This is a genomic window from Vibrio sp. E150_018 (genome assembly GCF_053544035.1).
This window is the reverse complement of sequence record NZ_JBHGNY010000001.1, coordinates 309,327-323,698: the sequence shown is the minus strand read 5'-3', so window position 1 is coordinate 323,698 and position 14,372 is coordinate 309,327. Positions and strand designations below refer to the sequence as shown.

The window sequence follows — 14,372 nt, the reverse complement described above, 5'->3', positions numbered from 1 at the left end:
TTAATTACAGTAAAATAGTACTGCGCTCATAGAAATCACCTTGTTAACCATCCCTTCTTCTTACCCAGAATTTCATCTGAATAGCCGAGTAAATTAGGTAGCCACGTAATCGTTTCTAATAAAGCCGAATATAATGGTGCTTTAATCACTTGTCGGTTTGATAATTCACCCGAAAGGTTAAAATCTCTTATATAAGAATGCACCAATAAAAAATATACAAATGCATTGGCAACACCAACTACTATTGGTATCCAAATATCCATCGCAACCATAAATCCAAATAAAATAATATTTGGTGGAAATAAATACTGTGCCGCCGTAAGTAAAAACCAAGGAGAAGCGCATAGACCTGCTATCCAATGAGTCTTCCAAGCTTCTGTATAAGCTTCTACTCGTCCCCGAGCCCAGCGTCTACGTTGATTGAACAAACTTTTAACATCTGTCGGACATTGTGTGGTCGCTTTTGCTCTAGGCGCATAACCTGTTCGGTATCCGTTAGAAATCGCTTTCCAACACCATGCTATATCTTCAACTAACCACTCACTCCAACCACCTAATTGTCTCACCACTGAGGCTCGGTGAGCAACAAACGCGCCGGCTAATACGGGAACACAACCGAGTTTGTCCTGCGCAGCTCTTATTGCGCCATAAAAGCTAATATGTTCATAATGTTGCAGTTTACCTATGAAGCTGCCTTCATGATTTTCTGGGGTTATATAACCACAAACCACAGCGTATTTCTCATCAGACCAAAGTTTGGTTACTAGCTCATATATACCGTTGGGTTCAATATAAGTATCACTGTCTACAACGACATATACATCCCCAGTAGCAACGTCAAGTTCTAATACATGGTCTAATGCAAAACCTTTCCTACCACCATTTACCGACCTTTCTATAATTTGAAAATCATGGTTCATCTCGGTATTATCGAGCCATTCTTTTACTCTAGTGATTGCATTATTTGTCGAGCCATCATCAATAACAATAACCTGAATTCGACTTGAATAATTCTGATCGTTTAGCTTATTTAGTGCGCAAACCAAATGCTTTTCGTTTTCATTATAGAAAGGTAAAAAACTTATATTGCCTATGGATTACCGCTGGTTTTATCCAATGTAAAAAAGAAGCCAAGTTTAATTCTTTACGTGTCTTACATTTAGACATTATCTCTAAAAACTGCCCTAACTCATGGGTAACTTCTACCTTTGATAGAGGCCCATAAGAAAGCTCGGTAATTTGATTGTTGAGAAGTGAAATCGGCTGATGCCTCATAGCAACCTACTGAATTAAGTTTAATTATTTATTATAAGACCTCAAGATTCAGTCTTATTAAACTCCCCTAAACACCACTTTCGACTTACAACACAAAATAAATCCATAACAAAAATATCATTTACATTTTATTTACCCAGCATTTATCGCTGTTTTGATATAGCCCATCTTGAAGTTGATTGTGTATATTAAAGATCGAGGATGCAAATATTGGAAAGACCACTATAGATCAATGAGTGACGAAAAAACTTACCAGAAAAATCCCTGTTCCCCATAAAATCATCATTCAATTCACAAAATCTCACCTTGATCACAAAACCCAATTATTTGAGTCAAAGATCTCACTTTTCATGCGCTTAACATGGCTTATTAAGCGCTAAATCACACTTGGTGAAGCCTTCGTTTACACCAAGTGTGATCGTCGCACTCATCCTTTATTTCTACTCCCCCCACGCCTCGATTTCAGGAGGATGTGGGTTCGCCTCACTTCTCGCAAAATTGCTTCATCGCTGAATGATTCAAACAAAAGCTCACTAAAAGCCGCCACACATTCAGAGATCCAATAGCTTCATTAGGTTAACAACATAACCGGTGAGCAAGATGAAACAATATAAAGGATTAATAACATGAAAAACCTCAAGGTCTGTTTAACTGCTGCTGCCGTTTCCTCTGCGTTACTTGCACCAACTGCAATGGCGGTCGGTGTCGATTTCCATGGTTATATGCGCGCTGGCGCTGGCGTGAGTGCACATGGTGGCGCAAATGAATCATACGAAAGAAATAAAGTCGGTCGTCTTGGTAACGAAGATGACGTTTATGGCGAAATACAATTAGATACCACACCGATTAAGGCCGGTGACAGCGCTGAGTTCATTATAAGTTCAATGGTCGCTTACGGATCGGATGGTTCAAACGGCTGGGAATCAGCTCGTGATGACGATGATGGTGCAGATGTTGCGCTTGCACAGTTTAACGTTCAAGCCAAAGGCTTATTCGATTTCGATAAAGAAGCCACTCTTTGGGCCGGTAAACGTTATTACCAACGTCAAGACATTCACATTACTGACTTCTACTACTGGAATACCTCTGGTGGCGCTGGTGGCGGTATTGAAAATGTCACAGCTGGCCCAGGTAAAATCTCGTTTGCTTTCATGCGTGATGATTCTTTAGGAAATGATATTGGTGTCGATTTAGACGGTGACGGCGTTACTGATAAACAAAATTACAACGTTAATAATTTTGACTTACGTTATGCAGACCTTGGTTTATGGCAAGATGCATCATTAGAGCTGGGCGTAAACTACTATATGGTTAACGAAACCGATGATCAAAAAGATTTCGGTTTAGACACTGAAGATAGCTTAATGGCGACAGCCGTTATCACACAAGGTAACTTCTTCGGTGGTTTCAATAAAACCGTTTTCCAATTTGCAACCAACGGCGCAGCATCGGGTATGGCTGGGTTAGGTTCAGGTAGCTGGATCCCTGCAGTTTCAGATGGGGATACGGGTTTCCGTGTGATTAACTTCGGTGTAGTAGATTTAAGCGAGAACTGGGATTTCGGTCACCAAGTGATGTTTGCTCAAAGCTCTTATAAAGGTGATAAAAAAGATCATACTTTTGCCAACGTGGTCGTCCGCCCAATCTATAACTGGTCTGAAACCATGAAAACCGAATTCGAAGCAGGTTACTACACAGAAGAAAATCAGTGGGGTAATGACGGTGCTGACAATGAAGGCGCTAAATTCACCGTCGCGCAAGCATGGTCTGCTGGTTCTGGCTTCTGGGCCCGCCCTGAAATTCGTGTCTACGCTTCTTACGTTGATGACTTCAAAAACGACAATCGCTTTGGTAGCGACCAACCTGATGATTTATCAGTTGGTATTCAGGCAGAAGCATGGTGGTAATGCCATCGCTTTAGCTTAATTTACAACGCCGGCCATGATGCTGGCGTTGTTCATTTTTATTTTTTATACCCAAAGTAATACGAGTTGCTGTAAAGCGGTAAATTAATGAGCCCCATATACATAGCTCGTCTATTTAATTGGATGAATGAATGCCGTCCCAACGCTACGGCTTCAAGCACGAAGAGTATATTCTTAATTTTTAAAGAGGCATTATGTCCGTATTCACAAATCAATCTGTCACTGCAACGACTGCAGTTTCTTCTGCCAATGTGATTTTACATGCCTTTGATTGGTCGTATCAAAAAGTGGCCAGCGAAGCCGAGCGCATTGCTCAACTAGGCTATGATTCTGTTTTAGTTTCTCCGGCGATGACATCACCTAATCATTCCGAATGGTGGAACCGTTATCAGCCGCAAGACTATCGTGTGATTAATAGCCCATTAGGTAATACCCTTGATTTTATCGCGATGCAAAAAGCCTTATCCGAACATGGCATTTCACTTTATGTGGATGTGGTGTTTAATCATATGGCCAATGAATCTCAAGTACGTAGTGACCTCTCCTACCCTAATCCACAAACCATGGCAAACTACCAAGCTCAAGCAGAACACTTTGAATCATTAAAGCTGTTTGGCGATTTATCTCAACCACTGTTTACCGACGAAGATTTTGAACCAGCCTTTCCGATCACTAACTGGCTAGATGCTAACAATGTGCAAAAAGGTCGACTCAGTGGCAGCGATACCGATCCCGGCTTGCCAACATTAGCGCCGACTGACAATGTAGTAGCTAATCAGAAAGCCTACTTACAAGCATTGAAAGATCTCGGCGTTGCAGGCTTTAGAATCGATGCAGCGAAACACCTTTCACCAGAACATATTGCTAAAGTTTGGACGGATGAAATCTGCCAAGATGTGAAAATATTTGGTGAGATCATTACCGATGGCGGCGAAGGCAAAGCAGAATATGACGTGTTTTTAAAACCATTTATTGAATCAACCACCTTCGATGCTTATGACTTCCCGCTATTCCATCGTTTATTAAATGTGTTCAAACATGATCACAGCATGACTTCGTTGCTAGATTTGCATCAACAAAGACAATGCCTAGAGGATAAACGTGCGATTACTTTTGCGGTAACCCATGATATTCCTAATAACGATGTGTTCCGTAATCAAATGCTATCGCCGCAACAAGAACAATTGGTTTACTGCTACTTACTTGGTTGCAGCGATGGCGCGCCTTTGATCTATACCGATTTGAACACCAGTAATGATCTGGATGCATTAGGTTACCCTAGATGGGAACAAAGCTGGCACGACACGAGTCTGATCAAGATGATTCAGTTTCATAAGCAAGTACATGGCTCGCCAGTGCAAGTGCTCGAATCAACCGATGATGTATTGGTGATTTTGCGAGGAACGGAAGAAAAACCACTTGGTATAATCGCGATTAATAAAGGCTCTGAAGAATGCCACATTACTCTGCCGACCAATCAAAACCAATTTAATGTCTGGCTCGGTGGTGATGATCTACTACGTCAAACGCTAACGTTACCCGCTCAGTCTGGGATTATGTTGTTAGCTTAGACTCTAATTGCTGGTCTATTCAATAATCCAAATGATTAATAAAAATCGGCACTTGAAGTGATTCAGTGCTGATTTTTATTTGAGTTAGTTTTATAGGTTGGTTTGAATGATAGCTCTGAATTCTGCATTTTTAGGTTACTTGGGTATATACAGACTTCCATTCAATTCTAGTTGACTTATGCAACCCACATCACTCGTAATGCCAATCCAATTAACACCACACCAGAAATACGATCAATCCAATGGGCTTTATTGCGCAGTGTAGAAAGTAGAAGCTGACTAGATAACATAAAGGTAATTAAGGTATACCACAGCCCATCGACAATAAATGGAGTCATGACAATAATCGCTTTACTGCTGGTTTCAGCACTCACTGCAACAAACTGGCTAAATAATGCAGTAAAGAAAATGGCAATCTTTGGGCTAAGAATGGAAATGAGAAAACCTTCCTTTGCAGATTGAGCCACTGAACAGCTAATCCCTGACTCTAAACGCTCAGCAATACCACCTTTTGATTGAATAGCATTAACACCTAACCAGGCTAAATACGCCGCGCCCGCATAAGTAATTGTCTTAAATATCAATGGAAATTGATGAAGTAAAATCGCTAAACCAAGAATCGTGAATAACGCGTACAAACCAATACCAAACGCATGAGCCCAAGCAGTGGCTAAGCCGTGTTTGCGTCCACCTGCTAAGCTATGTTTTGCGACCATTGCCAAACTGGGCCCCGGTGACATCGCACCAAGTAAACAAATAAGCAGTAAAGAAAGCCAAATTGTTAGTGTCATTGAATCCCTTCGTCATTTTGGAAAATTTAGGGTTATTCTACTGAAAAAAATCCATATGATGGTATTCATTTCTTCAGATACTACTCTTTCGTATCACATAGAAGCTTAGAGTTAAAAAGGAACCGCTATGAAAATCGCATTAATCGGACTCGGCGGCATCGCACAAAAAGCCTACCTACCTTTTATCACTCAAATTGAAGGCGTCGAATGGATACTATGCACCCGTAATACCGAAGTACTGCAAGAGTTAGCCACCAAGTATAACGTTCGTGAGTATTACAGCGATTATCGCCAACTGGTTCATGTTGGGGTTGATGCGGTAATGATCCACAGTGCGACTTCTAGCCATAAAGATATTGCCAGCTTCTTCCTCTCGCAACACATTGCTACTTTTGTCGATAAGCCACTGGTGGATAATGGCCATGATTGTGAAGCCTTATATGAACTCGCTCAACGTAATAATACGCCGTTATACGTTGGCTTTAATCGTCGTCATATTCCCCTATTCAACCAACATTTAGTGGGCGTTCAATCGGGAATGCCACTTAACCCTTTGCATTCACTGCGTTGGGAGAAACATCGCTTTAATCAACCAGGTGATGTGCGTACCTTTATTTTTGATGACTTTATTCACCCACTCGATAGCGTGAATATTTTTGCTAAATCAAACATTAACGATATGCATATCGCCACCCAATGGAGTGACAACCAACAACTGGCAAGTATTAATATTCAATGGCAACAGCAAGGTAGTTTACTTAATGCGTCGATGAACCGCATGTTTGGTCAAACTCAAGAACGAGTATCAGCAGATTTTGCTAATCAATCCTATGAGTTCCGTGGCTTTATGGAAGGTACGCTGTGGCAAGATAATCACGCTCTGCAATTACAAACCAAAGACTGGTTGCCAATGCTTGCCACTAAAGGCTTTGATAACATGGTTCAAGAATGGTTAGGCGTCGTAAAAACAGGTCATATGCCATCGGCTTTAGTAGATAGAAATATTGCCTCGCATTTCTTGGCTGACGCTTTATGCCAACATGTCTTAAAACAACAAACTCGTAAGGTGCACTAATTCGTCACTGGTTGTATATCCATAAAACAAGGGATCCTATTTTAGGATCCCTTTATTTTTAACGTGCATCGGTATCTTAATCTTTCGCTAACAATCAGTTTGTTGCTTCAAGTAAGGCTTTTGGGCTTTCCCAGCAATAAGTATGGCATGGTACCTGTGAACCACAGGGCGCATTCCAAATAAAATCTCTATTATCCTTTGCACCAAGTGACTCATAAAATGCTTTAGCAGGATCATTACCTTTCAGCACTTCTAAATAAATTCCTGAATCAGCAAAGTGCTTTTGTGCCCATGTTGCTGCTTCTGCGAGTAAAGCTTTTCCATATCCCTTACCACGTTGGTCTTTATCGACATGCAAGTTATCAATCATAGTGCCTTGGTCAAAACTATGATTACCATATAGACAAACAAAGCCACACAACGCGCCTGCCTCTTCCAATACCAATACACCTTGATTAAGTGGCGGCTGAGTTAAGCGAGTTTGCCACATCGCCATGTGTTCATCTTCCACTCGGCTTGCTAGATAATCATCATCTAAAAGACCTTGGTAGACTTGCTGCCAACTGGTGGCATGTAATTTGGCTATTTTGGAATAATCTTCAAATTCCGCTTCTCTAACGAACATCCTTGCTCCTGAGTTTATATTGTTGTTTTCTCTAATGTATCGAAAAACTGACCAAAGATTGCACTTTTTTACGGATAAATAACAGAATATATGACGGTGGTAGCAAAGGTAGCTGATATAAAACTCAAAAAGCCAACAGATTACTCTATTGGCTTTTGATCTACTTATGAAAACAGAGGTTTACCTCAATTAGCTTAACTACGTTTTGGCTGAGTATAGGTTTTGCCGGCTGCGGTATAAGTATCTTTCGTTTTCACATCGAACATAATGTCGAAGAACCACGACACGAAACGAATAATATCATCACCTTCATTCATAATGTGCTCAACGTATTCTTGCTCTACGCCGTTGTCATCTTCTTGAGTCGTCACATGATAAATGCGGTTCTCACCTTCTACTTCTGCTAACGCAAATTGACCAGATAGCGATTTAGCGGCATCGGCCACGTTGCTGTCGCTGTTCATTTGCAGGAATTTAAGTGCAGTTGGAACGGAATCTAGCGTACATAGGGTTTTTACGAGTGTTTCGAAATCACTTTGTTGCATGTTCTATTAGCCTTGTATTTAGGTCTTTTACTCTTAATCGAGCACCTTGAGACGGATTCTACACTATACCCAAGTGACTTGGATATATTTCTATATTGATATCCCCAAGTCACTTCAAGGCTTGAATAAAGAAAACCCCGACACTTTCGTATCGGGGTTATAGTCTCACTCGCAGCATTCCGGCTACTATTAATGCTCCATGCATCAAATCCGTGATAGTGCTTATCCTAAGCTCATCCAGCTTCGCCTTCTTAGCGGTGTCCTTACGCAAATCCTTGCTGCTAATCGTTCCTAATTAGCGCTCATCACTTGTTCCTTGAGCGGTGTTCCTTCCTCAAACTAGAGGTGTCCATTTATCCGTTTAAGCCGCACCCTGCCGCTTAATTTAATCCGTCAAATGTCCTTTGCTTCCTGCTGACCGTTATCCTAACCGTCAAACTTCATCCTGAATAAAACCGTCTTGGTTTTTCTTAAATCCTATGTCGTTTCCTTCCGACACCGATAAGACTACGCTTCTGCTGAGATTCCTCAAGAGACCTAATTCAAAGTTTTTGCTCTTTCTCTAAACCAAAAACACCAAAAAACAAAAAGGCCAACCATAACAATAAGTTAAAGTTGACCTTTTCTGATTTTCATATTGAATAACCGTGATCACTCACATAGCTTGTAAGCGATCTCGCACACGGCCAATCCTATATTTTACTAGGCTTAATTTGCTTTGAAATTACTGCCATTGTTTTTAGGATTACGTTGTGGCGAAGCACCTGCTGGCTTACGGTTTGCAGCGGGTTTAGGGCGCGCATTGGCTTGTGGCTTTGCCGCTCCGTCTGTAGATGCTGTCGCCGGTTTTGCATTGCCTGCATGACGACGGTTTTTGCTTACTGGTTTATGACCACGAGCATTATCACCTGAACGTTGACCATCATTATGTTGGAAAGTCTTTTTCGGTTTCTTTGGTTTTTTCGGCTTGATTGGACGAGTATCTAATCTTGACTCCGGCAATTTATTGACTACCGGGAAACCTTCAAGTTCCATACGTGGTAATACTTGCTTGATTAAGCGTTCAATCGAGAATAAGTCATGAGCTTCATCAGCGCATACTAAAGAGATAGCTTTACCGGTTGCGCCTGCACGGCCAGTACGGCCAATACGGTGCACATAATCTTCAGAGACATGCGGCAAATCAAAGTTCACCACTTGTGGTAATTGCGCGATATCGATACCACGAGCGGCGATATCGGTTGCCACTAAAACACGTACTTCCCCGGTTTTAAAATTCTCTAGTGCTTTGGTACGTGCCCCTTGGCTTTTGTTGCCGTGAATGGCGGCTGAGCTCACGCCCTTTTCATCTAAGAAACGGCTTAAACGGTTAGCACCATGTTTGGTTTTACTAAATACCAACACTTGTTGCCAATCATTATCTTGGATCAGTTTCAGCAACATCGGTGCTTTCTTCTTTTGATCCGCAGGATAAATACATTGCTCGACCGTGGTTGCCGTTTGGTTCGCTGGGTTAACCGAAATTTCTACAGGGTTATTCACCAAGCCTTTCGCAAGCTGACGAATGTCATCAGAGAAGGTGGCAGAGAACAATAAGTTCTGACGTTTCGCGGGTAAGAAAGACAAGATTTTACGGATATCGCGAATAAAGCCCATATCCAGCATACGGTCAGCTTCATCTAGCACTAACACTTCTAGCTGAGAAAAACGTACTGCATTCTGGTTATACAAATCTAATAGACGACCAGGAGTGGCAACGAGTACATCAACGCCTTGTCTTAATCTCATCATTTGTGGGTTAATTTTAACACCACCAAATACAACCGTTGAGGTTAAGCGCGTATGTTGGCTGTATTGCTCAACATTCTTATGTACTTGAGCCGCAAGCTCGCGAGTAGGCGTTAAGATAAGTGCACGAACTTGATTAGGTTTAACACGCTCACCGACTAATAAACGCTCAAGAATCGGTAATGTAAAACCAGCCGTTTTACCTGTACCGGTTTGCGCAGCGGCCATTACATCTTGACCTTCGATCACCGCAGGAATGGCTTTCGCTTGAATTGGTGAAGGTGTGGTATAGCCTTGTTCTTCCACCGCTTTAAGTAAAGGGGCAGAAAGTCCTAAAGAGGAAAAACTCATAAATATTGATCTCGATAAAATAGAGAAGCCAAATGGCTCATAGACATGAATATCAATATCTTTGTATACCTTATGTTTACTTGTTGTAGTGACAAGGTATATGAGAATTTACTCGGCTTTCAGGATTGGTGTCGCTGGAAGTGATATTAATAATCTTGATTGAGCGGCTATTCTGACGGCTTTATCTAAAAGCAGCAACAAATATCGTGACTTTTATCACAGATAGTTAGGTCTGTCCTTCGTTTGAATAGAAATCCACCACTCTATTATCAATGGCTATACCCAAGTAACTTTTATCTCCAAAAATTGCCGTTTCCCTATTTCACTTTGATTAGAAAGTCGGTATTCTTGCCGCCACTGAATAAATCATGGATTGATAGTGAATAGTTATGCGACGGATTGCGCAATTTTTAAGCATTGTCATTTGAGAGCATAATGAAAGATTCTTCAAAACCAACGGGTAACGCCAAGGTAGAAACAACAAGCTACCCATTAAAAACTTACCTTACCTTTATTATTCCATCTTTGATCGGTTTGTTTTTATTCATGGCACCGTTGAGCTACCAAGGCTCATACACTATTCCAGTCGCTATCTTAGCCAAATCTCTACAGGCAGCATTAGCCAATAGCATCGTTCCTATCATTACTGTTGTTATTGCGTTCATGTCTATCGCAACCATGTTATATAAACTGATTCAACCTGCGTTTATTAAAAATAATGCCTTTTTACACGCGTTAATGACGCCATCGTTAATCTGGTTTGTGGTGCGTATTTTTGGTGGTATTGCAGCCGTTATGGCGTTCAACCATGCGGGCCCAGAAATAGTATGGGAAGAAAATACCGGTGGCATGGTATTAAACGGTCTATTACCAACGTTGTTCTGCGTATTCATTTTCGCCGGTATGTTGCTGCCTCTTTTACTTAACTTCGGCCTACTAGAGCTATTCGGGACGCTATTAAGTAAAGTTATGCGCCCTATCTTCAACTTACCAGGCCGTTCTGCTATCGACTGTATGGCATCTTGGTTAGGTGACGGTTCTGTTGGCATTTTACTAACTAGTAAACAATACGAAGATAAGTTCTATACACAACGCGAAGCCGCCATTGTGGGTACGACCTTCTCAGCAGTATCGATCACTTTTAGCCTAGTAGTCATCGCACAGGTAAATCTTGAGCATTTATTCATTCCTTTTTATGGCGCAGTTTGTTTGGCAGGTTTAGTCGCTGCGATTATATTACCTCGCATTCCACCATTACGCTGGAAGAAAGACACTTTCATTGATGGTTCAGTGCCAGATATGAAAGCCGATGATTTACCAAAAGGCCACACTAACTTATCTTGGGGCATGCACTTAGCACTGACCAAAGCTGATAACGTTGGTCATTTGCATAAAGTATTAGTTGAGGGCGTGAAGAATGCCATTGATATGGTGTTTGGTGTCCTACCAGTTGTGATGGCGCTTGGTACTGGTGCTTTAATCATTGCAGAGCATAGCTCACTGTTCGAGATTTTAGGTCAGCCTTTCATTCCATACTTAAAACTACTTGGGCTTCCTGAAGCAGTGGCCGCATCACAAACGATTGTGGTGGGTTTTGCTGATATGTTTATTCCAGCAATTCTTGCAGCGCCTATCCATAGTGATATGACGCGTTTTGTGATTGCAGCGATGTCGGTTACTCAGTTAATTTATATGTCTGAAGTGGGCGCCCTTCTATTAGGTAGTAAGATCCCAGTGACCCTATTAGAGCTATTCGTGATCTTTATTTTACGAACTCTTATTACCCTACCGGTGATTGTTGGCGTTGCGCATTTGATTTTTTAATTGTTCGACTCGTTTTACAAACTAACGTCACAAGACTAGGCAAACAGACAAGCACCCAAAACAAGAAAGCCTGCATAAATTAATGATGCAGGCTTTCGTTTTTATTTGGTTTACTTATTTTAAATCATTTAATTAACCTAGAAGCCGTTATTTAACTTCTAAGCTATCCACATCGATCGTTAAGCTGTTCCAATCTTTATCCACTTCACCACGTAATACCACGGTGTCATCAGTGGTAACGGTACGCCCCAACCATTTATCGTTATCAATTTCTACAGTAATTTCGCCTGTTGAATCAGCAAAGATATAATCTTCATCACCTAGTGAGCTTTTAATTTTACCAGTTAGTACAACCTTAGTATCATCACTGACATCTTTTGCTTCTTTAATCGTTTCAATGATTGAAGTGCCATGACGAGGGCCATCAAAACCGCCTTGAGTGGATGTCTGCGCTTTAGCCACAGGTGCAGGAGAAACTACTTCTGCCATCGCAATAGAAGGAACTGACATTAATGCTGCAAGCGACATTGTTAATAGTGTTCTGTTCATGACTTTACCCTTATTATTGTAAATTTTCGCTAGCCTGTTGGCTGTATATTACGTCGATGTGAAACAGTATATTTAGGCAAGCGTGAAAAAAGCGTGAAAAAATCAGCATCGCCTTAAATACCTAAAATGTTCGAAACTTGGTATGTTTCAAACATTGTGATTTCAGCTAGCAAACACCACTCTCGCCTTAAATAATTTACCGTTATTTTCGGTATTAAATTGCCAGTTCATTCGGTTGCATACTCGTTCGATAATGACCAAACCGCAGCCGTAACCGGAATTGTGCATGTCGTTGCCATCATGTTGATTTGTGATAATTAAGCTTTTATCTGTTAATTCCACGACGATATCGCCAATGCTATAACTAAAGGCATTCTTTAATAAATTCGTCATCACAATATCAATAAAGCTTGATGGTGCATCGATCGTACCCGGATTGACTTCCTTGAATTGATAGGTGGCATCTTGCTTTGAGAAATGCTCAGACATATTTTCTAGCACTGTATATATATGCTCAGAAAGAGGCTCACGGCTAATATGGTGCGCTTCTATGTCTTCTTTACCTAGTAGCAGAAATGCCTCCGTTAAGATCTGCATTTGGTTACCGGCATACTCAATACGATTAACGGCTTTAGTTGCCACGCGAGGCATATCAGGCACTTTACGCAGTAACTCGGTCGACCCTTTGATCACCATAATGGGGGTACGCAGCTCATGTGAAGCAAAGCGACTGAATTCTTGTTCACGCTGAAAATAAGAGGCAATTTTGGCTTTATTATCTAGTAATGTGTATTCAATACTTCGGGTTTCTTTATACGGCGTATCGACCACAAAATCTGGCTTATCAGGGGCCATTGAATCAATTTTACTTTCAATCTGAATCAATGGACGTGAAAATAAGCGAACGAAATATAAGCCATAAGCCATTACCGCCATTAAGAAAACCGCACCAACCAAAAAGGTAATAAGGTGAAGGTTATCTTCGTATTCATCTAGATAATCATCGGCATCATCTTGGAAAACCACGTATAACCAACCGCTACCTGATGGGTGTTTGGTGACTAAAAAGTGTTTATCTTCTGGGCCGAGTTGCACTTCAAAAAAACCGGGAGTTTGATAAGGTTCTAACCAGTCTGGGTGTTCTTCTTTTGACCAATAAGTATCGAGTTCTTGCGGATCTGGTTGAGCTGCTTTGAAACCATAACGTCGATAATTTTTTAAATATTCTTGAGTTTCAGTGGTTAATCGATGTTCAAGACTGATCATTTCTAATCGGTCTTGAGCAAAATAAATCAGTCCCCCAAATAGCAAGAACATCACGCTAGTCAGCACGATAAAGGTTAAGCGTATTTTCTTAAAAAAACTGGGCGCGTTAGTCATCTTTTAATCGATATCCTTGACCATGTAGAGTTTCCAATCGAGTTGAATCAAAGCCTTTATCAAGCGCACTTCTCAAACCATAAATATGACTACGTAATGAATCACTTGATGGGCTTTCTTCTCCCCACACTTCAGAAATTACCGCCTCTTTTGAAACTACCCCTGGTGCGTTTTTAAGGAGTAATTTGAAGATCGTACGTTGGATTTTACTTAATTTAATTGGCTGACCAGAACGGGTAACTTCATTGGTTTGTAAGTTCATCGATAGATCGGCAAAACTTAAATTACCGACATCGAGTCTAGGCCCACGGCGATGTAACGCATGCAAGCGTAAGCATAATTCTTCCATGGCAAAAGGCTTATTTAAGAAGTCATCACCACCTGAATTAAACGCTTCAATTTTATCGTTCAAAGTATCTTTAGCAGTTAAAAACAAAATCGGTGTATTACAGAATAATTCTTCACGCAGCTTTTTCACCGCGCTGATTCCGTCCATTTTCGGCATCATGATGTCCATAATAATCACATCATAATGGTTCTCTTCAATAAGCTTTAATGCACTCTCTCCGTGATAAGCACAGTCAGCGACGATACCTTCAAGCTCTAAATAGTCCATTATCGTTTCAACAACACTATGCGTATCATCCACAATTAACACTTTCATGACTTTATA

At 41.0% G+C, this 14,372-nt stretch carries 12 protein-coding genes; 4 read left to right on the top strand and 8 right to left on the bottom strand.

Features of this window, described 5'->3' with window-relative positions:
* Positions 1-35 precede the first annotated feature (35 nt).
* Positions 36-1,085 carry a glycosyltransferase family 2 protein gene (locus ACE3G9_RS01565; RefSeq protein WP_449218410.1) on the bottom strand — a complete coding sequence of 350 codons (1,050 nt, stop codon included), beginning with the start codon at positions 1,083-1,085 and terminating at the stop codon, positions 36-38.
* An 816-nt stretch (positions 1,086-1,901) separates the two neighbouring features.
* Between ACE3G9_RS01565 and lamB the strand changes: the two genes are divergently transcribed.
* Entirely contained in the window at positions 1,902-3,182 is a 1,281-nt protein-coding gene (gene lamB / locus ACE3G9_RS01560) for a maltoporin LamB (RefSeq protein ID WP_449218290.1), read from the top strand.
* A 212-nt stretch (positions 3,183-3,394) separates the two neighbouring features.
* Positions 3,395-4,771 carry an alpha-amylase family glycosyl hydrolase gene (locus ACE3G9_RS01555; protein WP_449218289.1) on the top strand — a complete coding sequence of 459 codons (1,377 nt, stop codon included), beginning with the start codon at positions 3,395-3,397 and terminating at the stop codon, positions 4,769-4,771.
* Positions 4,772-4,947: 176 nt separating this feature from the next.
* Here the strand turns inward: ACE3G9_RS01555 and ACE3G9_RS01550 are convergent, their stop codons facing one another.
* A complete protein-coding gene (locus ACE3G9_RS01550) occupies positions 4,948-5,562 on the bottom strand; it encodes a LysE family translocator (RefSeq protein ID WP_417880681.1) in 615 nt (204 codons plus the stop codon).
* Between the two features lie 127 nt (positions 5,563-5,689).
* On the opposite strand from ACE3G9_RS01550, the gene ACE3G9_RS01545 reads away from it, so the two are divergent.
* Positions 5,690-6,637, top strand: a complete 948-nt coding sequence (locus ACE3G9_RS01545) for a Gfo/Idh/MocA family protein (RefSeq protein ID WP_449218288.1) — start codon at positions 5,690-5,692, stop codon at positions 6,635-6,637.
* Positions 6,638-6,731: 94 nt separating this feature from the next.
* Here the strand turns inward: ACE3G9_RS01545 and ACE3G9_RS01540 are convergent, their stop codons facing one another.
* The 3 genes from ACE3G9_RS01540 to ACE3G9_RS01530 all read right to left on the bottom strand — a co-directional run bounded on the left by ACE3G9_RS01540 (position 6,732) and on the right by ACE3G9_RS01530 (position 9,946).
* Positions 6,732-7,262 (bottom strand): GNAT family N-acetyltransferase, encoded by a 531-nt coding sequence (locus ACE3G9_RS01540; RefSeq protein ID WP_417880683.1) that lies wholly within the window; start codon positions 7,260-7,262, stop codon positions 6,732-6,734.
* A 194-nt stretch (positions 7,263-7,456) separates the two neighbouring features.
* The gene (locus ACE3G9_RS01535; protein ID WP_449218287.1) at positions 7,457-7,807 is read right to left on the bottom strand and encodes a hypothetical protein; all 351 of its coding nucleotides are present in this window, start codon (positions 7,805-7,807) and stop codon (positions 7,457-7,459) included.
* A gap of 708 nt (positions 7,808-8,515) precedes the next feature.
* Positions 8,516-9,946 carry a DEAD/DEAH box helicase gene (locus tag ACE3G9_RS01530; RefSeq protein WP_449218286.1) on the bottom strand — a complete coding sequence of 477 codons (1,431 nt, stop codon included), beginning with the start codon at positions 9,944-9,946 and terminating at the stop codon, positions 8,516-8,518.
* A 546-nt stretch (positions 9,947-10,492) separates the two neighbouring features.
* On the opposite strand from ACE3G9_RS01530, the gene ACE3G9_RS01525 reads away from it, so the two are divergent.
* A complete protein-coding gene (locus tag ACE3G9_RS01525; RefSeq protein WP_417880698.1) occupies positions 10,493-11,770 on the top strand; it encodes a YjiH family protein in 1,278 nt (425 codons plus the stop codon).
* A 147-nt stretch (positions 11,771-11,917) separates the two neighbouring features.
* Here the strand turns inward: ACE3G9_RS01525 and ACE3G9_RS01520 are convergent, their stop codons facing one another.
* The 3 genes from ACE3G9_RS01520 to ACE3G9_RS01510 all read right to left on the bottom strand — a co-directional run bounded on the left by ACE3G9_RS01520 (position 11,918) and on the right by ACE3G9_RS01510 (position 14,363).
* Positions 11,918-12,319, bottom strand: a complete 402-nt coding sequence (locus ACE3G9_RS01520; RefSeq protein WP_449218285.1) for a YgiW/YdeI family stress tolerance OB fold protein — start codon at positions 12,317-12,319, stop codon at positions 11,918-11,920.
* A gap of 162 nt (positions 12,320-12,481) precedes the next feature.
* Complete coding sequence (locus ACE3G9_RS01515) at positions 12,482-13,699, bottom strand: sensor histidine kinase (protein WP_449218284.1); 1,218 nt, start codon at positions 13,697-13,699, stop codon at positions 12,482-12,484.
* The gene (locus ACE3G9_RS01510) at positions 13,692-14,363 is read right to left on the bottom strand and encodes a response regulator transcription factor (RefSeq protein ID WP_417881166.1); all 672 of its coding nucleotides are present in this window, start codon (positions 14,361-14,363) and stop codon (positions 13,692-13,694) included. Before ACE3G9_RS01510 ends, ACE3G9_RS01515 begins: the two co-directional genes overlap by 8 nt.
* Between the last annotated feature and the right edge of the window lie 9 nt (positions 14,364-14,372).